24 protein-coding genes and 1 tRNA gene are annotated in these 22415 nt (G+C 68.7%); 17 read left to right on the forward strand and 8 right to left on the reverse strand.

The features are described 5' to 3' along the window. Positions 1-14 precede the first annotated feature (14 nt). Together AC25Y0_RS11775 and AC25Y0_RS11780 are read left to right on the forward strand one after the other, a co-directional pair. Positions 15-2114, forward strand: coding sequence for a PTS fructose transporter subunit IIABC (locus tag AC25Y0_RS11775; protein ID WP_488123376.1), 2100 nt, complete (start codon positions 15-17; stop codon positions 2112-2114). Positions 2115-2134: 20 nt separating this feature from the next. After that, a complete protein-coding gene (locus AC25Y0_RS11780) occupies positions 2135-2404 on the forward strand; it encodes an HPr family phosphocarrier protein (RefSeq protein WP_488123440.1) in 270 nt (89 codons plus the stop codon). A gap of 91 nt (positions 2405-2495) precedes the next feature. Here the strand turns inward: AC25Y0_RS11780 and AC25Y0_RS11785 are convergent, their stop codons facing one another. Further along, complete coding sequence (locus AC25Y0_RS11785; RefSeq protein ID WP_488123375.1) at positions 2496-3134, reverse strand: MBL fold metallo-hydrolase; 639 nt, start codon at positions 3132-3134, stop codon at positions 2496-2498. Between the two features lie 108 nt (positions 3135-3242). Here AC25Y0_RS11785 and AC25Y0_RS11790 point away from each other — a divergent pair. Further along, positions 3243-3315: transfer RNA gene (locus AC25Y0_RS11790), tRNA-Glu, on the forward strand. Between the two features lie 84 nt (positions 3316-3399). Here AC25Y0_RS11790 and AC25Y0_RS11795 read toward each other — a convergent pair. Together AC25Y0_RS11795 and AC25Y0_RS11800 are read right to left on the reverse strand one after the other, a co-directional pair. Further along, complete coding sequence (locus AC25Y0_RS11795) at positions 3400-4512, reverse strand: DUF4349 domain-containing protein (protein ID WP_488134705.1); 1113 nt, start codon at positions 4510-4512, stop codon at positions 3400-3402. Then, positions 4509-5105 carry an RNA polymerase sigma factor gene (locus tag AC25Y0_RS11800; RefSeq protein ID WP_488123373.1) on the reverse strand — a complete coding sequence of 199 codons (597 nt, stop codon included), beginning with the start codon at positions 5103-5105 and terminating at the stop codon, positions 4509-4511. Before AC25Y0_RS11800 ends, AC25Y0_RS11795 begins: the two co-directional genes overlap by 4 nt. A gap of 213 nt (positions 5106-5318) precedes the next feature. Here AC25Y0_RS11800 and AC25Y0_RS11805 point away from each other — a divergent pair, with 213 nt between their 5' ends. From AC25Y0_RS11805 to AC25Y0_RS11835, 7 genes are all read left to right on the forward strand, one after another. Next, positions 5319-6404, forward strand: coding sequence for a TerC family protein (locus tag AC25Y0_RS11805; RefSeq protein WP_488134706.1), 1086 nt, complete (start codon positions 5319-5321; stop codon positions 6402-6404). A gap of 160 nt (positions 6405-6564) precedes the next feature. Further along, complete coding sequence (gene leuC, locus AC25Y0_RS11810; protein WP_488134707.1) at positions 6565-8025, forward strand: 3-isopropylmalate dehydratase large subunit; 1461 nt, start codon at positions 6565-6567, stop codon at positions 8023-8025. A gap of 1 nt (position 8026) precedes the next feature. Next, positions 8027-8623: a 3-isopropylmalate dehydratase small subunit gene (gene leuD / locus AC25Y0_RS11815; RefSeq protein WP_488123370.1), complete on the forward strand. Its 597-nt coding sequence runs from the start codon at positions 8027-8029 to the stop codon at positions 8621-8623. Positions 8624-8701: 78 nt separating this feature from the next. Beyond that, complete coding sequence (murA, locus tag AC25Y0_RS11820) at positions 8702-10066, forward strand: UDP-N-acetylglucosamine 1-carboxyvinyltransferase (RefSeq protein WP_488123369.1); 1365 nt, start codon at positions 8702-8704, stop codon at positions 10064-10066. Then, positions 10032-10835 carry a lysophospholipid acyltransferase family protein gene (locus AC25Y0_RS11825; protein ID WP_488123368.1) on the forward strand — a complete coding sequence of 268 codons (804 nt, stop codon included), beginning with the start codon at positions 10032-10034 and terminating at the stop codon, positions 10833-10835. The genes murA and AC25Y0_RS11825 overlap by 35 nt, the downstream gene beginning before the upstream one ends. Positions 10836-10863: 28 nt before the next feature. Next, positions 10864-11961: an NAD(P)H-dependent glycerol-3-phosphate dehydrogenase gene (locus AC25Y0_RS11830; RefSeq protein ID WP_488123367.1), complete on the forward strand. Its 1098-nt coding sequence runs from the start codon at positions 10864-10866 to the stop codon at positions 11959-11961. Continuing rightward, entirely contained in the window at positions 11861-12949 is a 1089-nt protein-coding gene (locus tag AC25Y0_RS11835; protein WP_488134708.1) for a D-alanine--D-alanine ligase family protein, read from the forward strand. The genes AC25Y0_RS11830 and AC25Y0_RS11835 overlap by 101 nt, the downstream gene beginning before the upstream one ends. Here the strand turns inward: AC25Y0_RS11835 and AC25Y0_RS11840 are convergent. Beyond that, complete coding sequence (locus tag AC25Y0_RS11840) at positions 12946-13437, reverse strand: DUF3515 family protein (RefSeq protein ID WP_488134709.1); 492 nt, start codon at positions 13435-13437, stop codon at positions 12946-12948. The two genes, AC25Y0_RS11835 and AC25Y0_RS11840, sit on opposite strands and share 4 nt — an antisense overlap. Before the next feature lie 58 nt (positions 13438-13495). On the opposite strand from AC25Y0_RS11840, the gene thiL reads away from it, so the two are divergent. Next, positions 13496-14479, forward strand: a complete 984-nt coding sequence (gene thiL / locus AC25Y0_RS11845) for a thiamine-phosphate kinase (RefSeq protein WP_488123364.1) — start codon at positions 13496-13498, stop codon at positions 14477-14479. Here thiL and rsmD read toward each other — a convergent pair. Further along, positions 14465-15034: a 16S rRNA (guanine(966)-N(2))-methyltransferase RsmD gene (gene rsmD / locus AC25Y0_RS11850; RefSeq protein WP_488123363.1), complete on the reverse strand. Its 570-nt coding sequence runs from the start codon at positions 15032-15034 to the stop codon at positions 14465-14467. The two genes, thiL and rsmD, sit on opposite strands and share 15 nt — an antisense overlap. 49 nt (positions 15035-15083) lie before the next feature. Between rsmD and AC25Y0_RS11855 the strand changes: the two genes are divergently transcribed. The 6 genes from AC25Y0_RS11855 to mutM all read left to right on the forward strand — a co-directional run bounded on the left by AC25Y0_RS11855 (position 15084) and on the right by mutM (position 20179). After that, entirely contained in the window at positions 15084-17246 is a 2163-nt protein-coding gene (locus tag AC25Y0_RS11855; protein ID WP_488123362.1) for an ATP-dependent DNA helicase RecG, read from the forward strand. Between the two features lie 34 nt (positions 17247-17280). Next, entirely contained in the window at positions 17281-17778 is a 498-nt protein-coding gene (coaD, locus tag AC25Y0_RS11860) for a pantetheine-phosphate adenylyltransferase (protein ID WP_488123361.1), read from the forward strand. A gap of 95 nt (positions 17779-17873) precedes the next feature. After that, positions 17874-18374 carry a YceD family protein gene (locus AC25Y0_RS11865; protein ID WP_488123439.1) on the forward strand — a complete coding sequence of 167 codons (501 nt, stop codon included), beginning with the start codon at positions 17874-17876 and terminating at the stop codon, positions 18372-18374. A gap of 2 nt (positions 18375-18376) precedes the next feature. Further along, complete coding sequence (gene rpmF / locus AC25Y0_RS11870; RefSeq protein WP_488123360.1) at positions 18377-18586, forward strand: 50S ribosomal protein L32; 210 nt, start codon at positions 18377-18379, stop codon at positions 18584-18586. A gap of 14 nt (positions 18587-18600) precedes the next feature. Further along, a complete protein-coding gene (gene rnc, locus AC25Y0_RS11875; RefSeq protein WP_488123359.1) occupies positions 18601-19293 on the forward strand; it encodes a ribonuclease III in 693 nt (230 codons plus the stop codon). Then, on the forward strand, positions 19286-20179 hold the full coding sequence (gene mutM, locus AC25Y0_RS11880; RefSeq protein WP_488134710.1) for a bifunctional DNA-formamidopyrimidine glycosylase/DNA-(apurinic or apyrimidinic site) lyase: 894 nt from the start codon (positions 19286-19288) through the stop codon (positions 20177-20179). Before rnc ends, mutM begins: the two co-directional genes overlap by 8 nt. A gap of 13 nt (positions 20180-20192) precedes the next feature. Here the strand turns inward: mutM and AC25Y0_RS11885 are convergent, their stop codons facing one another. The 3 genes from AC25Y0_RS11885 to AC25Y0_RS11895 form a co-directional block, all read right to left on the reverse strand. Beyond that, a complete protein-coding gene (locus AC25Y0_RS11885; protein WP_488123357.1) occupies positions 20193-20714 on the reverse strand; it encodes a GNAT family N-acetyltransferase in 522 nt (173 codons plus the stop codon). Between the two features lie 18 nt (positions 20715-20732). Beyond that, positions 20733-21821 carry a GNAT family N-acetyltransferase gene (locus AC25Y0_RS11890; protein ID WP_488134711.1) on the reverse strand — a complete coding sequence of 363 codons (1089 nt, stop codon included), beginning with the start codon at positions 21819-21821 and terminating at the stop codon, positions 20733-20735. Between the two features lie 73 nt (positions 21822-21894). Beyond that, complete coding sequence (locus tag AC25Y0_RS11895; RefSeq protein ID WP_488123355.1) at positions 21895-22146, reverse strand: hypothetical protein; 252 nt, start codon at positions 22144-22146, stop codon at positions 21895-21897. Positions 22147-22415 lie beyond the last annotated feature (269 nt).

Raw genomic sequence — 22415 nt, forward strand, 5'->3', positions numbered from 1 at the left:
TCCAGGAGGTCACCGTGTCCGACACCATCACTGCTGACCTGGTCAGTCTCGATATCGACCTGGGACCAGACAAGGCCGCCGTCATCCGTGCACTGGCGGCCCGTGTGGCCCGCGAGGGCAGAGCCACCGATGCCGACGCGCTCTTCGCCGCCGCGTGGGCTCGCGAAGAGAAGGACGAGACGGGCCTTCCCGGCGGCATCGCGATCCCGCACGCCAAGAGTGCCGCCGTGACGACCCCGTCGCTCGCCTTCGCCCGGTTGAACCCCGGCGTCGACTTCGGTGCGCCGGACGGACCCGCCGACCTCGTCTTCCTCATCGCCGCTCCCGACGGGGCAGCCGAAGCGCACCTCGCGATGCTGTCGAAGCTCGCCCGCAGTCTCATGCAGGAGGACTTCACGGGGAGCCTGCGCGCCGCCACGTCGAACGAGGAGATCGTTCAGATCGTGCGCGCCGCGATCGGCGAGTCGGATTCCGCCTCAGCGCCCGCCGCGAGGCCTCCTGCCGCCGACGCAGGCGCCGCCACCGCCACCGCCACCGGGGCCGGGGCAGGTGCGGCTCCCGTCGATGACGCACTCCTCATCGACGGACACCCCGCGCGCATCGTCGCCGTCACATCGTGCGCCACGGGTATCGCGCACACCTTCATGGCAGCCGACGCGCTCACCGCCGCGGGCAAGAAGGCGGGGGTGGATCTCGTCGTCGAGCCGCAGGGCTCGAGCGGCTACAAAGCGCTCGACCCGAAGATCATCGACAACGCCGACGCCGTCATCTTCGCGAACGACGTCGATGTCCGCGAGGTGCAGCGCTTCGCCGGAAAGCCTGTCGTCCGCTCCGGTGTGAAGCGCGGCATCGAGCAGCCCGCGGAGATGATCGCCGAGGCGGTCGCCGCGGCCAAGGATCCCTCCAGTCCCCGGGTTCCCGCCGCGGCATCCACGTCGACGACGAGCACGTCGAACTCGAATCTGTCGTGGGGGGCGAATCTGCAGCGTGTCCTGCTCACGGGCGTGAGCTACATGATCCCGTTCGTCGCGGGCGGCGGCCTGTTGATCGCGCTCGGCTTCGCGATCGGGGGATTCGAGGTGACGGCGAACGCCGCGACCGTCATCACCGAGAACGCGCTGTGGAACCTTCCGACCGACGACATCACCTCGCCCTTCGGACCACTCGGGCAGTATCTCGGTTCGGTCGCGTTCATGATAGGCAACGTATCGATGGGCTTCCTGGTGTCCGCCCTCGCGGGTTACATCGCCTTCGCGATCGCTGACCGCCCCGGCATCGCGCCCGGCTTCGTCGCGGGTGCGGTCGCGGTTCTCATGAGCGCGGGCTTCATCGGCGGCATCATCGGCGGACTGCTCGCCGGTGCGGTCGCCTGGTGGCTGGGGCGCCTCGACGCGCCTCGCTGGCTGCGCGGGCTGATGCCCGTCGTCATCATTCCGCTGCTGGCATCCATCGTGGCATCCGGTCTCATGATCCTGTTGCTGGGCCGTCCGATCGCCTCGCTCATGGAGCTCATGAACGACGGCCTCACCAATCTCGCCGGCGGCGCGGGCATCATCGTCGTCGGCGTGATCCTCGGGCTCATGATGTGCTTCGACCTGGGCGGGCCGGTGAACAAGGTGGCGTACGCCTTCGCCGTCGCGGGCCTGGGAGCGGGCTCGCAGGACAACCCGACGCCGTACCTCATCATGGCGGCCGTCATGACGGCCGGCATGGTGCCGCCGCTCGCGATGGCCCTCGCCTCGACGGTGCTCGCACGGTCGTCCTTCACTCCGGTCGAGCGCGAGAACGGCGTCGCCGCCTGGCTGCTGGGCGCCTCGTTCATCAGCGAAGGGGCGATCCCGTTCGCCGCTGCCGACCCGTTGCGCGTCATTCCCGCCTCGATGGTGGGCGGCGCCGTGACGGGAGCCCTGTCGATGGCGTTCGGGGTTCAATCGCTCGCGCCGCACGGCGGGGTGTGGGTTCTCTTCGCGATCAGCCCCGTCTGGGGATTCCTGGTCGCGCTTGTTGCGGGTACCGTCGTGAGTGCGCTCCTGGTGGTCGCCCTCAAGAAGTGGGTCGGCCGAAGGAGCCTCGAACAGGCCGAGACCTCGGCTGCCGCGGCTGTGGCCGCGTGAGTTCCGACGAGAGGGAGACCATGGCAGAACGTCAGGCGACCATCGCGAGCAGCTCCGGCCTGCACGCTCGTCCCGCAAAGCTCTTCGTGCAGGCGGTGCAGGAGAAGAAGATCCCCGTCACCATCGCTGTCGAAGGCGGCGCGGATCTTAACGCCGGCAGCATCCTCTCCCTCATGGGTCTTGGCGCCTCGCACGGCACGGTTGTGACGCTGAAGGCCCAGGGCGACGGTGCCGAGCAGGCGCTGGAGGAACTCGTCGCACTGCTCGAAACAGATCTCGACGCGGAGTAGGAGACGCGGAGTAGTCTCTACGACAGTGAACGACGGATGCCGCGGGTCGAAGCCGCCGCGGCATCCGTCGTTGTCGTTCGGGGAGAGCGCTTCACACGTCGGTTGACTCGCCGGGGTTGAGGGTGAGGAAGGTTCCGCCGTTCTGCTCGGTCGCCCACGCGAGTCGCGCGCGGTGCATGTCGCGGCCGACAACCGACAGCGTCATGTCGTGCGTGCCGAACGCGCGGCGGGGTGCGACGGAGAGCACGAAGTCCATCGCGTCGCCGATCTTCAGCCAGGGTGCGCCGAGGGGCGCCGCCAGAAGCTCGACATCGACGCCCTTCGGCACGGCGTACGAGTCACCGGGGTAATAGAAGACGTCATCGACCAGCACGCCGACATTGTCGACGACGGGGATCGACTTGTGGATGACACTGTGCGTACCACCGAAGAACCTCAGGACGAACGGATCGACCGTCACGGTGTCACCCGGTGCGACGACGGTGATCCCGTAACCGGGTGCCGCGTGCGCGACGCCCTCAGGTCCGTAGATCGGCACATCGGGGACGGCGGACCGCACCCGGTCGAGATGGTCGCTCGTCCAGTGGTCGGGGTGCTCATGGGTCAGCACGACGGCCACGACTTTCGACAGGTTGTCGAGGGGGAGCGTGAACGACCCCGGGTCGATGAGGAGCGTGCCCTCGGCCTTGTCGATCCGCAGCGCGGCGTGCTCGAATTTGGTCACTCGCATGCGTCGAGTCAATCGCGCGGGGCCCCGCGCGGCAAGGCCCGAGCCCCCTCCCGCCTCGATTTGGAACAGAGCCGACGCCGTGGCACAATTGAACGGTTGTCGCGAAACGGCCCCATCGTATAGCGGCCTAGTACGCCGCCCTCTCACGGCGGTAACGCGGGTTCGAATCCCGCTGGGGTCACAACATGAAGAAGGGCTCGTCCGAAGGGACGGGCCCTTCTTCATTGACGGCGGCGGGACACCCCCGGCGAGGTGCCGCCCTCGCTCAGTCCGCGGGCGTCTTCGCGCCGGCCCGGCTGCGCCGCACGCGCGTGACCCACCGGACGACGGCCCACACGATCCACCCCGCGACGCCGAGCACGGCGAGCCAGGGGAGGAGGAAGCCAAGCGCGATGACGATGGCGTTGAGCGTCGCAACGAGCCCGTTCCAGCCGGCGGCGAACCCGTCACCGAATCCAGTGGGATCAGCCTCGACAACGGGGGTCACCGGAGACAGCGACACCGTGAGCGTCGACAGCGCGACCTGGTCCTGCAGCAGCTCGAGCTGCTGCTCGATGGATTCCACCTCGGCCTGACGCTCAGCCAGAGCCGACTCGGCGGTGATGAGGTCGGACAGATCGCCGGCTTGCGCCATGAGTTCGGTGAGTCGCTCGACCGAGGCGCGCGCGGCGTCCCGCCGGGCTTCCAGGTCGACCGACTGCTCGGTGACGTCCTGTCTCTGCACGGAGGACGACGTCACGTCGCCGATCTCCGCCAGCTCGTCGAGGAGCCCTGTCAGCTGGTCTGCGGGCACGCGCACCGTCACCCAGGCGCCTTCGACCGGCATCGAGGGGTAGGGCTGCTGCGCGAAACCCGTGGCCGGATCGACGATCAGCGCCCGAGCGGTCGCGCCCACGTTCATGGACTCGACATGGCCGCCGCGGCCGACGGCGGCGTCGCCGATCGACCGCGCGGCGTCGCCGACGTCAGCGGCTATGACCGAGGCCGACGCCGTCGTGATGACGTCGCGGGTGTCCACGGCGTCGCCTCGCAGGTTGGTCTCGGGTGCCAGCTCGATACCGGCGAGCTGCTCACGCGAGAAGCTCGACTCGCCCTCGGCCCACCCTCCGCCATCGGTCGCCGGGGCGATGACCGGCCCGGCGACGTCGGGCCGGCTGGATGCGGTGAACATGTTGCCGACGGCGGGGGAGATCAGGGCGGCGACCACGACGACGGCAGCCGCGGCGGCACCGGCGCCCCCGAGACGACTCCGGCGCCCACGGCGCGCCTGTGCAGCGGCGCGGTCGCGCGCGATGTCGGCGAAGACGGCATCCTCGATCTCGTCGATGCGGGCCTCGCTGAGTTCGGGCAGCGCGGCGTCGATGCGTGACGTGTTCATGTGCTCTCCTTGACGACGGTCCGAAGGCGCGTCCGGATGCGGGAGAGACGATTGCGGACGACCCCGTGCGCGACGCCGAGCTCATCGGCGGCCGCCTGATAGGCGTAGCCCTCGGTGGCGCAGAGCCGGAAGATGTCCTGATCGAGCGGCGCGAGGCCTTCGACCTCGCGCAGGATCCGATCCGCGAGCTCGGTGGCGATCACCTGCTGCTCGACATCGACGGTGGACGGCAGCGTGTCCTCGACCGCGGCCGACGTGCGTTCGCGGTCCCGGCGCTGAATCCGCATGCGATTCGCCGACTGGAACCGGCAGATCGTCGCCAGCCAGGGCAACAGCGAATCGCTCGCGAGCTGCATGTCCGGCAGCTTCCGCCAGGCGACGAGGAAGGTCTCCTGCGTCACGTCCTCGGCATCGGCCGGGTTGCCCAGCAGACCGTGCGCCAGCCAGTAGACCGGGCGGACGTACGTCCGGTACAGCGTGCGGAAGGCGCGCTCGCTCCCGTTCGCGGCCTGCGCCACGAGCGTCGCGTCACTGCGGGATGGGTCGATCGTCGTGCCCGTCGTTAATCCGCACGCCTGAAGCGCGCGAAGCATCCGTCATCTCTCAGCATGTCAGTGTCACCCGCGGGCAGTTCGTCTCACGTTGCCGTGTGTGGCGGTATCGTTGTCCCCGCGAGAGGGAGTATCCCGTCAATGCGCACCCGTCATCACGGGCCCCTATGAGAGTGGCCCCGGGTGTGCACGCGAGCATCAGCTCGCGGGGAGAGACTTTCGGTCCTCCGCCGCACCCTCCCTCGAAAGGCCCGCATGGACCTCGTCCTCCCGCTCTGGTTCGAAATCGGCTCGCTCGTCGTGCTGACTCTCATCCTCATCGGCGATCTGCTGCTGATCATCAAGCGTCCGCACATCCCCTCGACGAAGGAGTCGAGCCTGTGGGTCGTCTTCTATGTCACCCTCGCGCTCATCTTCGCGCTGTTGATGTGGGTCTTCGCCGGCGGTGAGTACGCAGGGCAGTTCATCGCGGGATGGCTGACCGAGTACAGCCTCTCGATCGACAACCTCTTCGTCTTCGTGCTGATCATGACGCAGTTCTCGGTCCCTCGCCGGTATCAGCAGAAGGTGCTCATGGTGGGCATCATCATCGCGCTCATCCTGCGCGGACTGTTCATCCTCGTCGGCGCCGCCGTCATCGAGAACTTCAGCCCGATCTTCTATGTCTTCGGCGCGTTCCTGATCTGGACGGCGTGGCGGCAGGCCTTCCCCGGCGGCGACCACGACGACGAGGCGAAGCGCGAGAACTTCATCGTGCGCATCCTGCGCCGCACGATCGACATCTCCGACGAATACGACGGCGACAAGGTGCGCACCGTCATCGACGGCAAGAAGGTCTGGACCCCCATGATCATCGTCTTCGCCGCGATCGGCGTGACGGACCTGCTCTTCGCCGTCGATTCGATTCCCGCGATCTTCGGGATCACCCAGAGCGCTTTCATCGTCTTCACGGCGAACATCTTCGCCCTCATGGGCCTTCGCCAGCTGTACTTCCTGCTCGGCGACCTGCTCGATCGCCTGCGGTACCTGCACTACGGCATCGCGTTCATCCTCGCCTTCATCGGCATCAAGCTCATCCTGCACGCGATGCACGTCAACGAGCTTCCCTTCATCAACGGCGGCGAGCACATCGAATGGGCGCCCGAGATCTCGACGTGGGTGTCGCTGGGCGTCATCATCGCGGCGATGGCCGTCGCGACGATCGCGAGCCTGTTCGCATCGGCGCGCGACCGTCACGCACCGACCCCGGGTGCCGCAGCCGCGGCCGTCGCCGACGAGAAGGGCACTCCGCCTACCGTCGAGCAGCCCGACGCCGACGGCCGCCGTACCGACGACCGCTGAGGCCGCACCGGCGCCTTCCGGCGCAGGCGCCGGTGCTAAGCTTCAGCGATGCGGATCGCTCGACTTCTCCTTAGCGGCCGCGACGAGTCCTAGTCTCCAGGCCTCCCTCGTCGCGGAGTTCCTCACGGGCTTGATCCCCATCTCAAGGAGCACGACCAGCATGACCACCACTGTTCCGGGTATTCCCGATCGCCCGCGCACCCTGGCCGAGAAGGTCTGGGACGATCACCTCGTCGTCAAAGGCGAGAACGGCGAGCCCGACCTCATCTACATCGACCTGCACCTCGTCCATGAGGTCACCAGCCCCCAGGCCTTCGACGGCCTGCGCGCCGAGAACCGGCCCGTCCGGCGCCTCGACCTGACGATCGCGACCGAAGACCACAACACTCCGACGCTCAACATCGACAAGCCCATCGCCGACCCGACGAGCCGCACGCAGATCGAGACGCTGCGTCGAAACGCCGCCGAGTTCGGCGTGCGTCTGCACTCACTCGGTGATGCGGAGCAGGGCATCGTCCACGTCGTCGGTCCCCAGCTCGGGCTGACGATGCCCGGCGTCACGGTCGTCTGCGGTGACTCGCACACCTCGACCCACGGCGCGTTCGGGGCGATGGCCTTCGGCATCGGCACGAGCGAGGTCGAGCATGTGCTCGCCACCCAGACGCTGTCGCTCAAGCCTTTCAAGACGATGGCGATCACGGTCGAGGGCGAGCTCAAGCCCGGCGTCACGGCGAAGGACATCATCCTCGCGGTCATCGCGAAGATCGGCACCAACGGTGGTCAGGGCTACGTGCTCGAGTTCCGCGGCAGCGCCGTGCGCTCCCTCTCGATGGAGGGGCGCATGACGATGTGCAACATGTCGATCGAGGCCGGCGCCCGAGCGGGCATGGTTGCTCCCGACGAGACGACGTTCGCATACGTCAAAGACAAGCCGCACGCGCCCCAGGGCCAGGATTGGGAGGACGCCGTCGAGTACTGGCGCACCCTGCCCTCGGATGAAGGCGCCGTCTACGACGCCGAGGTGTACCTCGACGCCGGCGAGCTCGAACCCTTCGTGACGTGGGGGACGAACCCCGGTCAGGGCGTGTCCCTCAGCGACGTCGTCCCCTCGCCCGAGGACTTCGCCGACCCCAACGAGCGCGCCGCCGCAGAGCGCGCCCTGGAGTACATGGACCTCACGGCGGGCACGCCTCTCAAAGAGGTGCCGGTCGACGCCGTGTTCATGGGGTCGTGCACGAACAGCCGCATCGAAGACCTGCGGCAGTTCGCCTCGGTCGTCGAGGGGCGCAAGAAGGCTGACGGCGTGCGGGTCATGGTCGTGCCGGGCTCGGCGCGGGTGCGCCTCCAAGCCGAGGCAGAAGGCCTCGACAAGATCTTCACCGACTTCGGTGCCGAATGGCGGTTCGCCGGCTGCTCGATGTGCCTCGGCATGAACCCCGACCAGCTTTCCCCGGGCGAGCGATGCGCGTCGACGAGCAACCGCAACTTCGAGGGCCGTCAGGGCAAGGGCGGTCGCACGCACCTCGTCTCGCCGCTCGTCGCGGCGGCGACTGCCGTGCGCGGCACGCTGTCCAGCCCCGCCGACCTCGACGCGCCGGCGCTCATCGGAACGGAGGTCTGACGTGGAGAAGTTCAGCACGCACACCGGCATCGCGGTGCCGTTCAAGCGCTCGTCCGTCGACACCGACCAGATCATTCCGGCCGTGTACCTCAAGCGCGTCACGAAGACCGGCTTTGAGGACGCCCTCTTCGCCAACTGGCGCCGTGACCCCGAGTTCATCCTCAACCAGTCCGTGTACCAGGGTGCGTCGATCCTCGTCGCCGGTCAGGACTTCGGCACGGGATCGAGCCGCGAGCATGCCGTGTGGGCGCTGCGCGACTTCGGGTTCGGCGTCGTGCTCTCTACGCGCTTCGGCGACATCTTCCGCGGCAACGCGGGCAAGCAGGGACTCGTCACGGGCGTCGTCTCCGAAGACGACCTCGAAGCGATCTGGGCGGCGCTCGAGGCGCAGCCCGGCATCCGGATGACGGTCGACCTCAACACCCGTACAGCGTCCGTGGGTGAGATGTCGGTCGCTTTCGACATCGATGATTACACTAGGTGGCGGCTTCTCGAAGGGCTCGATGACATCGGGCTCACGCTGCGCAACGAAGACAAGATCGCGCAGTTCGAGGCCCGCCGCGAGGCATGGCGGCCGCGGACGCTCCCCGTCCCGTAAGCCAGGAGATGCACCCCACAAGGGTGCAGATCCGCACCACATTGCCGTTCCTCGTCAAACACAAGTGAGGTCCCCTGGATGAAGATCCTTCTCAACGACTCCGCCCCGGCGGGCGACAAGGAAGCATCCGGAGAGGTCCTCGCGATCCGAGGCGGGCGACCGCTTTCGGGTCGGGTCGAAGTCAAGGGTGCGAAGAACCTCGTCACGAAGGCGATGGTCGCCGCCCTTCTGGGCGAGACCACGAGCACGCTGCGCGACGTGCCGGACATCAGCGATGTCCAGGTCGTCCGCTCGCTGCTCGAGGTGCACGGAGTCCGCGTCGAGGACGGTGACGAAGAGGGCACGATCCGCCTCGACCCCTCGGGTGCCGTCACGGCGCACTTCGAAGAGATCGACGCCCACGCCGGGGCCTCGCGCATCCCGATCCTGTTCTGCGGGCCGCTGCTGCACCTGCTCGGTGAGGCGCTCATCCCGGACTTGGGCGGATGCCGCATCGGTGACCGGCCGATCAACTTCCACATGGACGCCCTGCGGGCCTTCGGTGCCGTCGTCGACAAGAGCTACGAGGGCATCCGGATCACCGCTCCGGACGGCCTGCACGGAGCGAACATCGTGCTGCCGTACCCGAGCGTCGGTGCGACCGAGCAGGTGCTCCTTACGGCCGTCCGCGCGAAGGGCACCACGGAGCTCCGCAACGCCGCGATCGAGCCCGAGATCATGGACCTGATCGCCGTGCTGCAGAAGATGGGCGCGATCATCTCGTACGAGCCCAACCGCGTCATCTTCATCGAAGGCGTGGACCGTCTCGACGGCTACGACCACCGAGCGATCTTCGATCGCAACGAAGCCGCATCCTGGGCGTGTGCCGCTCTCGCGACCGACGGCGACATCTTCGTCGGCGGAGCGAAGCAGCAGGAGATGCTGACGTTCCTCAACGTCTTCCGCAAGGTGGGCGGCTGGTTCGACGTCCGCGAGGACGGGATCCGCTTCCGCCGCGGCGGTGACCTCAAGCCCGTCGTGGTCGAAACCGACGTGCACCCGGGGTTCATGACGGACTGGCAGCAGCCGCTCGTCGTCGCCCTGACCCAGGCGCACGGCACCTCGACCGTGCACGAGACGGTCTATGAGAACCGGCTCGGCTTCACGGATGCGCTCAACAAGATGGGCGCCGACATCGTGGTGCACCCGAACGGCATCGAGAGTTCTGAACGGCGCGTGCCGCGACGCGCGCTCGAGCAGGCCGCCGTCATCCAGGGGCCCTCAGCCCTGCACGGGGCCGACGTCGAGGTGCCCGACCTGCGTGGCGGGTACAGCTACGTCATCGCTGCTCTCGCGGCCGAAGGCGAGTCGATCGTGCGCAACGTCGGCATCATCCGGCGAGGCTACGAGAAGTTCTTCGCCAAGCTCGATGCACTGGGCGCCGACTTCGACGTCGTGGGATAAGACGGTGGCATCGACACGACTCCGTGCGTCGGCTGAGAAGCGCCGCCCGAGTGTTTTCTGGCCGCTCGCGGGGGTCGTCGTGCCGCTGGCGGGGCTGCTCATGAAGATCGAGATCCGCAACCCCGAGAAGCTCCCGCGCGAGGGCGCGTACGTGCTCGCCCCCAACCACTACTCCGAGCTGGATCCCGTGGCGGTCGCGGTCGCGGTCTGGAAGATGGGCCGCGCGCCGCGTTTCATGGCGAAGGAGAGCCTGTTCCGCGTGCCCGTCCTCGGGGCGGCGTTGCGCGCCACAGGTATGATCCCGGTGGCCCGTCAGGCCTCCGCCGCGACGGCGCGCCAGACCCTCGCGGCATCCGAGCAGCTCGTCGAGCACGGTCGCGGTGTCGTCGTGTACCCCGAGGGCTCGCTCACCCGCGACCCCGACATGTGGCCCATGCGCGGCAAGACCGGCGCAGTGCGTCTCGCCCTCGAGGGCGGCATCCCGCTCATCCCCATGGCCCAGTGGGGCGTGCAGCAGATCATGCCGCGCTACGGCAAGCCGCGCTTGTGGCCGCTGCGCCGCCGCGTGCTGGTCTCGGTCGGCGACCCCATCGACCTGTCGGCGTTCGACGGCCGCGCGCACCAGCCCGCAGCGCTCGTCGAGGCCACGGACATCCTGATGGGCGAGATCGCCCGCCTACTGGCCGAGCTGCGCGATGAGCCCGCTCCCGCAGAGCGATGGAATCCGTCCGCTCACGGTCAGAGGGAGACGGGCCGCCTTGAGCCGTAGACAAGGTGCAGCACGACCCCGCGTCGCCGTGATCGGCGCCGGAAGCTGGGGCACGACCTTCGGAAAGATCCTCGCCGACGGCGGAGCGGACGTCACGATGTGGGCACGTCGCCCCGAACTGGCGCACGAGATCCAGGAGGGCAAGCGCAACAGCGAGTACCTCCCCGGCGTCAACCTGCCCCGGTCGATGTCGGCGACCCATCACCTCTCCGAAGCGCTCGACGGTGCCGAACAGGTCTACCTCTCGATCCCCAGCCAGGCGCTGCGGCAGAACCTCAAAGCCGTGCGACCGCTCGTCGCGCAGTCCGAGGCACCGATCGTCTCGCTCATGAAGGGCGTCGAACGACGCTCGGGCCTGCGCATGAGTCAGGTCATCGAGCAGGAGCTGCACATCGACGCGTACCGGATCGCGGTCGCGTCCGGCCCCAATCTCGCGCTCGAGATCGCGCGCGAGCAGCCGACGGCCGCGGTCATCTCGTCGACGAGCCAGGACACCGCCGAGGCCGTCGCCCGGTGCGCGCGCAACCCGTATTTCCGCACGTTCGTGAACACCGATGTGATCGGGACCGAGTTCGGAGGCGTGCTCAAGAACCTGATCGCCGTCGCGATCGGCATCGTCGACGGCGTCGGCTACGGCGAGAACACCAAGGCCGCCATCATCACGCGGGGACTCGTCGAGATGACCGACTTCGCCGTCGCCTTCGGCGCGCAGGCTGACACGCTGCAGGGACTCGCGGGCCTCGGAGACCTCATCGCGACATGCCAGTCACCGCTCAGCCGCAACAACACGGCGGGGCGACTGCTGGGGCAGGGCTACCGCTTCGACGACGTCGTCAAGCAGATGAACCAGACGGCCGAAGGGCTCGCATCGGTCGCGCCCATCCTGCAGCTGGCCCGTGAAGTGGGCGTTGAGATGCCCATCGTCGAGCAGGTCAAACGCGTGCTCGACGGCACCATGAACCCCCGCGACATCGCGCCGCACCTGACGACGGACGACGACACACCCCAAGGGGAGAGGACCAAGAATGGACAGGCCGGCGGTGGCGGTGCTCTTTGGCGGTCGCTCCAGCGAGCATTCGATCAGTTCCGCGACGGCGGGGGGCGTCCTACGCGCGATCGACCGTGAACGCTTCCGCGTCGTGCCGATCGGCATCACGCGTGACGGGGCGTTCGTGCTCGAAGACGACGACCCCGACAAGTTCGCCCTCGACGCCGAGCACCTTCCCGAGGTCGTCGACAACGGCACGCGCATCCTGTGGCCGGATTCGACACGGACGCGTGAACTGAAGGTCACCGACGCCTCGGGCACGAGGTCGCTCGGCGACATCGACGTCGTCTTCCCGATCCTGCACGGCCGGTTCGGCGAGGACGGCGCCATGCAGGGCATGCTCGAGATGCTCGGTCTGCCCTACGTGGGAGCCGGCGTCCTGATGTCAGCGATCGGCATGGACAAGCACGCCACGAAGTCCGCTCTCAAGGCGTCAGGCGTGCCGGTCGTGCCCTGGGTATCGGTGACCCGCGCCGACCTCGCCCGCGCGCGCGACCGGTGGGAACGCCGCATCCGTTCACTCGGCCTGCCCGTCTTCGTCAAGCCCGCGCGGGCCGGTTCGAGCGTGGGCGTGTCGAAGGTGTCCGATTGGGACGAGCTCGACGCTGCGCTCGAGGTCGCCTTCGCCGAGGATCGGACCGTGCTCGTCGAGCAGGCCGTGTCCGGTCGCGAGATCGAGTGCGGCGTGCTGCCGGGGCGCGACGGCGCCGAGCCACGCGTCAGCGTGCCCGGCGAGATCGTCATCACGGGTCGGGACTTCTACGACTTCGAAGCGAAGTACCTCGGTGCGGCGGGCGTGGAGCTCGTGTGCCCCGCTGTGATGAACCCGGGGGAGCAGGCCGAGATGCAGCGGATCGCCGCGCAGGCGTTCGAAGCCCTCGGCGGCGAAGGGCTTGCGCGCGTGGACTTCTTCTTCACCGGCACCGAGTTCTTCGTCAACGAGGTCAACACGATGCCCGGCTTCACGCCGATCTCGATGTTCCCGCGCTGCTGGATCGAATCCGGGATGACGTATCCCGAACTCATCGGCGAGCTCATCGACGCGGCGTTCGCACCGAGCGCCTAACCCTCGGCGCCCGGCAGGGCGTCACTCGTGTCGATGCACGCGCGTTCGGCCGGGATGGCCGCCGAGATGATGGGGCCGAGTCGATCCAGCACAGCGTTGGAGGACACGACCTCGTTGTCGATGAAGACCTCGACCGCGGGGGTGCGGCCGTAGGTCGTCACGAGATAGCTGGGGGCCCGTGATTCGTCGACGACCCAGTCGATGCCCCCGAGCGTGATGCAGCGGGCCTCTGTCGGACCGGGTGGGGTGACGCCGCAGGACAGGATCACCGACGTGTCGGCCGAGCCCCACGCGCCCGTCGCCTGCGCGTCGGTCCAGCGTCGCTGCTCACCGTCGATCGAGCCCGGCAGACGCACGGAGATCTCGGCGCAGAGCGGATCGTTCGCATCGGGCGCGGGCTGCAGGGCGACGGTCGTCGAGCACCCCGCTAGGACGGCGACGAGAGCTGTCGTGAGGAAGAGGGAGGAGAGGACGCGGGATGCACGCACCCCTTTAGGCTAACCGTCCCCGCGACGCGCCGGCGCCGGGCGACGCTAGCGTGGACGGGTGACCACTGCCGCGAACGACCCTCGTATCGGAGACCTCAGCGAGGGCGCCATCCTGCGCCGAATCCTGGATCGACTGAGCCCCTCTGAGGCGCTCGTCGGGCCCGGCGACGACGCCGCCGTGCTGGCGATGCCCGACGGGCGCGTCGTGGCGAGCGTGGACACCCTCGTGCACGGACCGGACTTCCGTCTCGCCTGGTCGAGCGCTTTCGACCTCGGGTGGAAATCTGCCGCGGTCAATCTGTCGGACATCGCGGCGATGGGGGCGCGGCCGACGGCGCTGCTGGTCGCTCTCGCGATGCCCGACGACACCCGCGCGTCCTTCGTCGACGGACTCGCCGAGGGGCTGCGGGCGGCCTGCGACGCGCTCGCGCCCGGGTGCGCCGTCGAAGGCGGTGACCTGACGGTGTCGGACACCCTGACGGTGGCCGTGACGGCCCTCGGATCGCTCGGCGGCCGCGCGCCCCTCCTGCGCTCGGGGGCGCGTGTCGGTGACACGGTCGCCGTCGCGGGCGAGCTCGGACTTGCTGGGCGGGGTCTGCATCTGCTGTTCTCGCGGTTCCGGGATGCCGCCGGTCAGCCGGTCCCCGTCGACCCGACGGTGCTGACGGCCGACGAAGCGCGCGATCTCGCCGCGCAGCTGCGTCCGTCGCCGCCTGTCGCCCTGGGCGCCGTGGCCGCCGAAGCCGGAGCGACGGCGCTGATGGACGTGTCGGACGGCCTCGTGCTCGATGCGACCCGCATGGCGGAGGCCTCGGGCGTCACGATCGACCTCGACGGCGCGCTCGATGAGGCAGAGCTGAGCGGCGGTGAAGACCATGCGCTCCTCGCCGCGTTCCCCGGCGACCTCGCGGTCCCCGAGGGGTTCCGGGCGATCGGTCGCGTCACCGCGGCAGGCGACTCGCCCGTGCTCGTGGGCGGGCGCCCGTATGCCGGCCGCGGAGGCTGGGACCCGTATCAGGACTGGGACTCACACGTCGGCTGATGTGCCGGACCACCACAGGGTCGTGTCGCCGTAGCGCTTGTCCCGGATCGCCTCCAGGCCGTTCGGGAGCTCCGGCGCGCCCGAGCGTGTCGCGCGTTCGACGATGACGGTCGCGCCCGGGGCGAGAAGGAGCACGAGAAGGTCGAGCACGACGGAGAGCTCATCGGCCGGAAGGTCGTACGGCGGATCGATGAAGACGAGGTCGAACGGCCCCCGCGCCGAGCGCAGGTAGCTGACCACGGCGGTGCGGTGCACGCGCACGGTGCCGTCCACACCGTCGACGGCGGCGACGCGGTCCGCGTTCTTCTGCACCACGGTCGCCGCGCGCGGGCTCTTCTCGACGAGGTCGACCGACCTCGCCCCCCGGCTGAGCGCTTCGAGGCCGAGAGCGCCCGACCCCGCATAGAGGTCGAGCACGCGTGCGCCCTCCACCTCGTCGGCTGACTCGAGGGCGCTGAAGAGGGATTCGCGCACACGATCGCTCGTCGGCCGTGTTCCGGCATCCGGCACGGTCAGAGCGAAGGAACCTGCACGGCCCGCGATGATCCTGGTCACAAGCAACAGCCTACGAGGCGACGTCCGAGCGCCTGCATAGACTCGATGCATGCCCGGCCTGACGCTCGAATCCCGTCTCGACGGCGTCGTGGGCGGCAAGACGGCGACGGCGCTCGCGAAGGCCTTCGACATGCGCACGGTGGGCGACCTGCTGTCGCACTACCCGCGCCGCTATGCGCGCCGCGGCGAACTCACACCGATCGACTCGCTGCCGCTGGGTGAACCCGTCACGATCGTCGCCGAGGTCGTGCGGGTCAACGAGCGACGCATGCAGAACCGCAAGGGCACGCTACTCGAAGTGGTGATCAGTGACGGTCAGGGGCAGCTGAGCCTGACGTTCTTCAATCAAGCCTGGCGCGCGAAAGACCTTCAGCCCGGCCGTCGCGGAATCTTCGCCGGCAAGGTGGGGGAGTACCGGCGTACGACGCAGCTGACGCACCCCGACTACGAGCTCTTCGACGACGAAGACGCGGCGCGCCAGAACGCGCAGGCCTACGCGACGATCCCGATCCCGATCTACCCCGCGACGAGCACGCTGGCCAGCTGGCAATTCACCAAGATCGTCGAACTCGTTCTCGACGGCCTCGGTGAAGTGCCGGATCCGCTGCCCGACGAACTGCGCATCCGCCACGGCCTCGTGACGGTGCGTGAGGCGATCGAATGGATCCACCGTCCGGCCGATGAAGTGCAGTACGCCGCCGCGCGCCAGACGCTGCGCATGCACGAGGCGTTCGTGCTGCAGGCTGCCCTGCTGCAGCAGCGCAACCTCGTGCGCGCTCTGTCGGCGACGCGGCGTGAGGGCGGTTCGCTGCTCGAGCGCTTCGACGCCGCGCTGCCGTTCGAGCGCACGCCCGACCAGATCACGGTCGGTGACCAGATCGAGCGTGACCTCGTCGGCGGCTGGCCCATGAACCGGCTCGTCCAGGGCGAAGTGGGATCGGGCAAGACGCTCGTCGCGCTGCGCGCGATGCTGCAGGTCGCCGAGAGCGGCGGGCAGTCTGCGCTCATCGCTCCGACCGAGGTGCTCGCGGGCCAGCATCTTCGCTCGATCGCCCGGATGCTCGGACCCGACCTCGCCCCGGAACTCATGCCGACCCTCCTCACGGGCCAGCTCACCGCTGCCGAGCGGCGCAAGGCGGCCCTGCGCACGGCATCGGGGCAAGCGAGGATCGTCGTGGGCACGCACGCGCTCTTGAGCGATTCGACGACGTTCGCCGACCTCGGGCTCGTCGTCGTCGACGAGCAGCACCGCTTCGGCGTCGAGCAGCGCGAGGCCCTGCGTGCGAAGGGCTCAGCGCCACACGCGCTCGTGCTGACGGCGACGCCCATCCCGCGCACGGTCGCGATGACGGTGTTCGGCGACCTCGACGTCTCGACGATCCGCACGATGCCCGCCGGTCGCGCGGGGATCGAGTCATTCGTCGCGCCGCTGGCCGAACGCCCCGCGTGGTTCGGTCGAGTGTGGGACCGCATCGCCGAAGAGGTCGCGCTCGGGCGCCAGGCGTTCGTCGTGTGCGCCGCGATCGACGCCGAGGCGCTCACGAAAGACGAGAAGACCGACCCCCTCGTCGAACCGCTCGACGCCGAGACTGCGCGGACGCGCTGGGGGGTGGTGCAGGTCCGCGACCTGTTGTCGCGGCATCCGTCCTTCGCCGGTATCCGGGTCGAGATCCTGCACGGCAAGATGCCGTCCGAGACGAAGGACGCCGTGATGCAGGCGTTCGCGCGCGGCGAGGTCGACGTGCTCGTGGCCACGACCGTCGTCGAGGTCGGTGTCGACGTGCCCAACGCTTCGACGATGGCGATCCTCGAGGCCGATCGGTTCGGTGTCTCTCAGCTGCACCAGTTGCGAGGGCGGGTCGGCCGAGGCGGGGTGCCGGGGCTCTGTCTGCTCGTGACCGAGGCGCCGGCGGGCAGCGCCGCTCGGCGTCGTGTCGAAGCCGTCGCGGCGACGCTCGACGGATTCGAGCTCGCCGAGGTCGACCTCGAACTCCGCGGTGAGGGCGACGTGCTCGGCGATGCGCAGTCCGGTGCGCGTTCCTCGCTGCGCCTTCTGCGGGTCGTGAAAGACGCGGATCTCATCGCAGAGGCTCGGATCGCCGCCGAACGCGTCTTGGCCGAAGACCCTGCCCTGGAGCGTCATCCTGGACTCGAAGCGGCCATCGAACGCCGCGTCGGGCACGAAGAGCGAGCGGCCCTGGCCCGCACGTGAGGCGGCCGGTCGCACCCGGCGATACGCTGGACGAGTGAATCCCAGGATCGCCGTCGTCCCCGGCTCGTTCGACCCCCCGACGCTCGGGCATCTCGATGTCATCCGGCGTGCGGCTTCTCTGTATGACCAGCTGCACGTGCTCGTCGTTCACAACCCCGACAAAGAGGCGATGCTGCCCATCGCGCAGCGACTGGCCCTGCTCGAGCAGTCGATCAGCGAAGCAGGGATCGCATCCGAGGTCGTCGTGGCGTCGTGGAGCATGGGTCTTCTCGTCGACTACGCCGTCGACGTCGACGCCGGCGTGCTCGTCAAGGGCATCCGCTCGCAGGTCGATGTCGCCTACGAGACGCCGATGGCGATCGTGAACCGCCACCTCGCGCATGTCGAGACGGTGTTCCTGCTGCCCGATCCGTCGCACGCGCTCGTCTCGAGCTCACTCGTGCGCCAGGTCGCTGCGCTGGGCGGCGATGTGTCGCCGTACGTCCCCGCTCCTGTGGCGCGGTTCCTCGACACGGGCGCGCGCGGCCTCTGAGGCGCGCAGCGCGGGTAGGATCGACGACCGTGAGTAGGTACAGACCCGGCGCTTTCGCCATCCCGGTACGAGACATCGTCCGCCGAGCCGGCGAGATGCGCGAGCACGTGCTCGACGTCACCGCTCCTGAGAAGTGGGGCGAGGGTCTCGTCGCCGTCGAGGCGGGCGAACCCATCACGATCGACGTCCGACTGGAATCGGTGCACGAAGGCATCCTGGTCTCGGCGACGATCGACACCGAGTACCGCGGCGTGTGCGGACGGTGCCTCACCGACATCGTCGCGCCTGTCGAAGTCGAGTTTCAGGATCTTTTCGCGTATCCTGGGGATGAAACATCTGACTTCGAGCTTCAAGACGACCACGTGGATCTTGAAACTCCGGTCAGGGATGCGATCGTCCTGTCGCTTCCGTTTCAGCCGGTGTGTCAGCCGGATTGCCCCGGCCTCGATCCGGCCACGGGTGAGCGGATGGCCCGAGACACCGACGAAGAGCAGCGCGAACCCCTCGATCCACGCTGGGCCGCGCTCCAGGACTTCACCACAGACCCCGACACCGACGCCCCGCGTGCGGGTGCCGAGAACACAGAAGAGAGCTAGTCATGGCAGGTAACCCCCCGAAGCGGAAGGTCTCCCGCTCCAACACTCGTTCGCGTCGCGCGCAGTGGAAGGCCGAGGTCCCCACGCTCGTCAAGACGATCGAGAACGGCAAGGTCGTCTACAGCCGGCCGCACCAGGCGAAGGTCGTCACCGACTCGCAGGGCACCGAGTTGTTCATGGAGTACAAGGGCCGCAAGGTCTCTGACGTCTGATCGCGGCTGACGCCGTGACGACTGTCACGTCGGGCTCTGCCCGTCTCACCGACAAGCTCGGGGTCGACATCGACCCCGAGCTTCTGTCGCTTGCCCTCACGCATCGCTCGTGGGCGTATGAGAACGGCCAGGGTCCGCACAACGAACGTCTCGAGTTCCTCGGGGACGCCGTGCTCGGCCAGGCCGTCACGGTTCGCCTGTACATGCGGCATCCCGATCTCGACGAGGGCGCGCTCGCCAAGCGTCGCGCTGCCGTTGTATCGACCATCGCCCTCGCCGAGGTCGCACGCACGATCGGCCTCGGCGACTATGTGAAGCTCGGTCGCGGCGAGATGCTGACGGGCGGGCGCGACAAGGACTCGATCCTCGCCGACACGACCGAGGCGATCATCGGCGCCGCCTATCTCTCGGCGGGTCCGGATGCGGCGACCGACCTCGTGCTGCGGCTCGTCGGCCCTCTGCTCGAAGACCCTGAGCGCTACGGCGCGGCGATGGACCCCAAGACGGCGCTGCAGGAACTCGCGGCACGTCTGGGCACCGCGGCGCCCACGTACGAGGTCACGTCGACGGGTCCCGACCACGACCGGCGCTTCACGGCCACCGTGAACGTCGCAGGAGTCACACACGACGGCGTGGGAACGAGTAAGAAGCACGCTGAGATGGCTGCCGCACTCACCGCGTGGCGCGAGCTCAGCGGCCGTGCCTGAGCTGCCCGAAGTCGAAGTGGTGCGTGCGGGCCTGGCGCCCGCGGTCTCGGGTTCCACCGTTGCCGCCGTGACGGTGCTCGACCAACGGGCGCTGACCCGGCACTCGGGCGACCGCGCGCACTTCGAGCAGGCCCTGACAGGGCGCAGGATCGGCACGGCGGCGCGCCGGGGCAAGTTCCTGTGGCTTCCGCTGGACGCGTCGTCCGAAGCGCTCGTGGGACACCTGGGCATGAGCGGCCAGCTGCTGCTGCGCGCCGCGGGTGCCCCGACGGAGCGACACGAACGCGTACGTCTCGACATCACGCACCCCGAGCACGGCGACCTCGCCGTCGTGTTCGCCGATCAGCGCACCTTCGGCTCGCTCGCCCTGGATGAGCTCGTCGCGACGGCGGACGGAGCGCCCGGCGGGTTCGGCACACCCGACGCCCTCGTGCCGACGCAGGTCGCGCACATCGCGCGCGATCCACTGGATCCCGCGTTCGACGACGTCGGGTTCCGGCGCAGCCTCGCACGCAAGAACTCGGCCATCAAGCGCGTTCTGCTGGACCAGACGGTGGTGAGCGGCATCGGCAATATCTACGCCGACGAAGCGCTCTGGGGCGCGCGCATCCACCCCGAGTCGCCGGCATCCGCTCTTTCGTCCCGCGCCGTCACCTCATTGCTGGCGCACGTGCGCGCGGTCCTCGACAAGGCCCTCGCCGAAGGCGGCACGAGCTTCGACGCCCAGTACGTCAACGTCAACGGCGAGGCGGGCTACTTCGCGCACTCTCTGCACGCTTACGGCCGCACGGGCCAGCCCTGCCATCGCTGCGGTGGACCGATCGTGCGCGTGTCGTTCATGAACCGCTCGTCGCATCTGTGTCCGCGCTGTCAGCGCCGACGATGACCGGCTCCCCGGCTCAGGCCGGGGAAGGGCGGTCGATCGCGAACGCGAGATGCGGCATGTCCACGCCGCGGTACTGTTTCACGAAGCGACCCCGAACCGTCATGCCCAGGCGGATCGCGACGTTCATGGACGCGATATTCGTGTCGCGCACCTGCGCGTAGAGACGTCCGACGCCGAGGGTGTCGAACGCATCATCGCGGCACGCGGAGGCTGCCTCGGTCGCGTAGCCGCGGTGCCAGTGCGACCGGTTGAACAGGTACCCGACTTCGACGACGTCCTGATCCAGGATGAGCTGACGCGTGAGCCCGCACTGGCCGATCATCTCGCCTGTTTCCCGCAGCTCCACCGCCCACAGCCCGAACCCGTCCACTCGGTAGCGCTCCAGTGTGCGATCGAGCCACCCCCGAACCTGATCGTTCGAGAACGGTCCCTCGTAGGCCGTCATCGTCTCGGCATCCTGAAGGATCGCACGCAGCGCCGGCAGATCGGCCGCCGACATCTCGCGCAGCGACAAGCGCGGTGTCTGGAGAACCATTCGGCCAGTGTGCCAGCATCACGACACGAGCACCTTCTTCCACGCACCGCCGTACGCGATGGGCACGAAACCGATCGTCTCGTTGATGTCGAGCATCGGCCGATTCTCTTCTGCGTTGTATGTGATGACGCGAGGAGACCGCGGTGCGAGCTCGTGCCAGCGCATGAGGCCCGCGCACTTGACGAGCATGCCCAGCCGATGGCCGCGGTGCTCCCGCAGGACGAGCGTGTCCTCCTGGTGCGAGGCCTCCGCGCGATCGACACCGACTTCGAGCTCGTTGAAGGCGCACAGCTCGCCCGTCGTGATGTGCTGCGCCGCGGTCACGAGCAGCAGGCGTCCGGTATCGGCGTACGTGCGGTCGTGACGACTCAGGCGAGCGGCATCCCACGTCTCTTCGTCGATCTCCATCCCCGCTGCCGGCGCGTCGGTCGACATGCGGGACTTCATCCACGCGTAGCCCCCGCGATACTCGTCGGGCGTGGGCGGGGACCACTGCACGACGCGGTAGTCCGTGGCCACCGCGGCCGCCTCGCGCCACAGCCTCTCGACGTCGTCGAACGGCCGCGTCAGGTCGAAGGCGCTGCTGCGCTCGACCTGCTCGAGCGTGTACCCGTGTCGCAGGTAGAAGCGCGCCGCGTGGTCACGGGGAATCGACCCGACCCCCGTCGGGGCATCGAGGTGCGGTGCATCGGCGGACGGGTGCGTCGCCCAGGACTGCAGCACGGTGCGCCCGTGCTCGCGGGCGACGCGTTCGACGAGGTCGTAGGCCGCCGAGCCGATGCCGCGGGCCCACACGTCGCGCAGCAGCTCGATGAGCCAGTACGCGGTGCGTGATCCCGATTCCTGCGGAATGTCTACGCCGACCCGGCCGACGAAGACGCCGTCGACGATGACGGCCCACAGCAGGCGGATCTCGTGGGGATCGGCCTGGTAGTGGGGGAGCAGCTCAGCGGCGGTCATGCTCTCGTCGCTGTGTCCCGAGATCTCTTCGTACACGCGGTTGCGGACACGGACGAGCTCGATGAAGTCGGCGGCGTCCGGGTCGCCGATGCGGTCGGGGCAGGTGATGGGGCGCAGCTCGAGGCCCGCGAGGGTTGTTCCGGTCATGGTGACTCCATGGTGAGCAGAGGGGTGGGTAAGGGGGCGGTGAGGTGGTGCGACGCCGTGGCGCCGCACCACCTCACGCACGCGGGGAAAGCAGTTGCTGTCGCAGGAAGGCGGATTCGCGTGCGGCGCGGCTGCGCTCGTTCGTCAGAGTGCGGGCGTGCAGGTCGCGGTCCTGCTGGCGCCCTGCATGGCGCGTGCTGTGCAGCAGCAGCCAGAGACCGATGCGCAACGCGAGCCGGTCGGCGAGGCGCACCGGCCGCGCAACCGGAGTGAGAGTGGGCACGAGGACGGGCGCGGTGCGCACATCGACGAGGTACTTGGACATGATCGACTTTCGAGTCGGAAGGATAGGAGATGGATCGGAACGATCCGGGATGCGCGGGTGACGCGCGGCGGCACAGAAAGCCGCGACGAGCCGAAGCCCGATGTGCGGGCGGGCGCCCGCCCGAAGGCAGAGCGATCCCCTGGGCGGTTCAGCCGAAGGTGGGGAAGGCGGCGCAGAAGGAGGCGGTCGCCGGTGCAGAGGCGACTGCTCCTGTGAGCACACGGGCAGCGGGAACCTTGCCGGCTGCGATCATGCGAATCATCATGGCG

This window comes from Microbacterium sp. Y547, assembly GCF_057669785.1.

Excerpts from the sequence above, each read along its gene's own strand:
- AC25Y0_RS11780 (WP_488123440.1), top strand. The coding sequence starts at position 2,135 with ATGGCAGAACGTCAGGCGACCATCGCGAGCAGCTCCGGCCTGCACGCT.
- AC25Y0_RS11835 (WP_488134708.1), top strand. The coding sequence starts at position 11,861 with ATGGACAGGCCGGCGGTGGCGGTGCTCTTTGGCGGTCGCTCCAGCGAG.
- AC25Y0_RS11785 (WP_488123375.1), bottom strand. The coding sequence starts at position 3,134 with ATGCGAGTGACCAAATTCGAGCACGCCGCGCTGCGGATCGACAAGGCC.
- murA (WP_488123369.1), top strand. The coding sequence starts at position 8,702 with ATGAAGATCCTTCTCAACGACTCCGCCCCGGCGGGCGACAAGGAAGCA.
- AC25Y0_RS11805 (WP_488134706.1), top strand. The coding sequence starts at position 5,319 with ATGGACCTCGTCCTCCCGCTCTGGTTCGAAATCGGCTCGCTCGTCGTG.
- rpmF (WP_488123360.1), top strand. The coding sequence starts at position 18,377 with ATGGCAGGTAACCCCCCGAAGCGGAAGGTCTCCCGCTCCAACACTCGT.
- AC25Y0_RS11825 (WP_488123368.1), top strand. The coding sequence starts at position 10,032 with ATGCACTGGGCGCCGACTTCGACGTCGTGGGATAAGACGGTGGCATCG.
- AC25Y0_RS11855 (WP_488123362.1), top strand. The coding sequence starts at position 15,084 with ATGCCCGGCCTGACGCTCGAATCCCGTCTCGACGGCGTCGTGGGCGGC.
- AC25Y0_RS11800 (WP_488123373.1), bottom strand. The coding sequence starts at position 5,105 with ATGCTTCGCGCGCTTCAGGCGTGCGGATTAACGACGGGCACGACGATC.
- AC25Y0_RS11895 (WP_488123355.1), bottom strand. The coding sequence starts at position 22,146 with ATGTCCAAGTACCTCGTCGATGTGCGCACCGCGCCCGTCCTCGTGCCC.
- leuC (WP_488134707.1), top strand. The coding sequence starts at position 6,565 with ATGACCACCACTGTTCCGGGTATTCCCGATCGCCCGCGCACCCTGGCC.
- AC25Y0_RS11795 (WP_488134705.1), bottom strand. The coding sequence starts at position 4,512 with ATGAACACGTCACGCATCGACGCCGCGCTGCCCGAACTCAGCGAGGCC.
- AC25Y0_RS11865 (WP_488123439.1), top strand. The coding sequence starts at position 17,874 with ATGCGCGAGCACGTGCTCGACGTCACCGCTCCTGAGAAGTGGGGCGAG.
- AC25Y0_RS11885 (WP_488123357.1), bottom strand. The coding sequence starts at position 20,714 with ATGGTTCTCCAGACACCGCGCTTGTCGCTGCGCGAGATGTCGGCGGCC.
- AC25Y0_RS11890 (WP_488134711.1), bottom strand. The coding sequence starts at position 21,821 with ATGACCGGAACAACCCTCGCGGGCCTCGAGCTGCGCCCCATCACCTGC.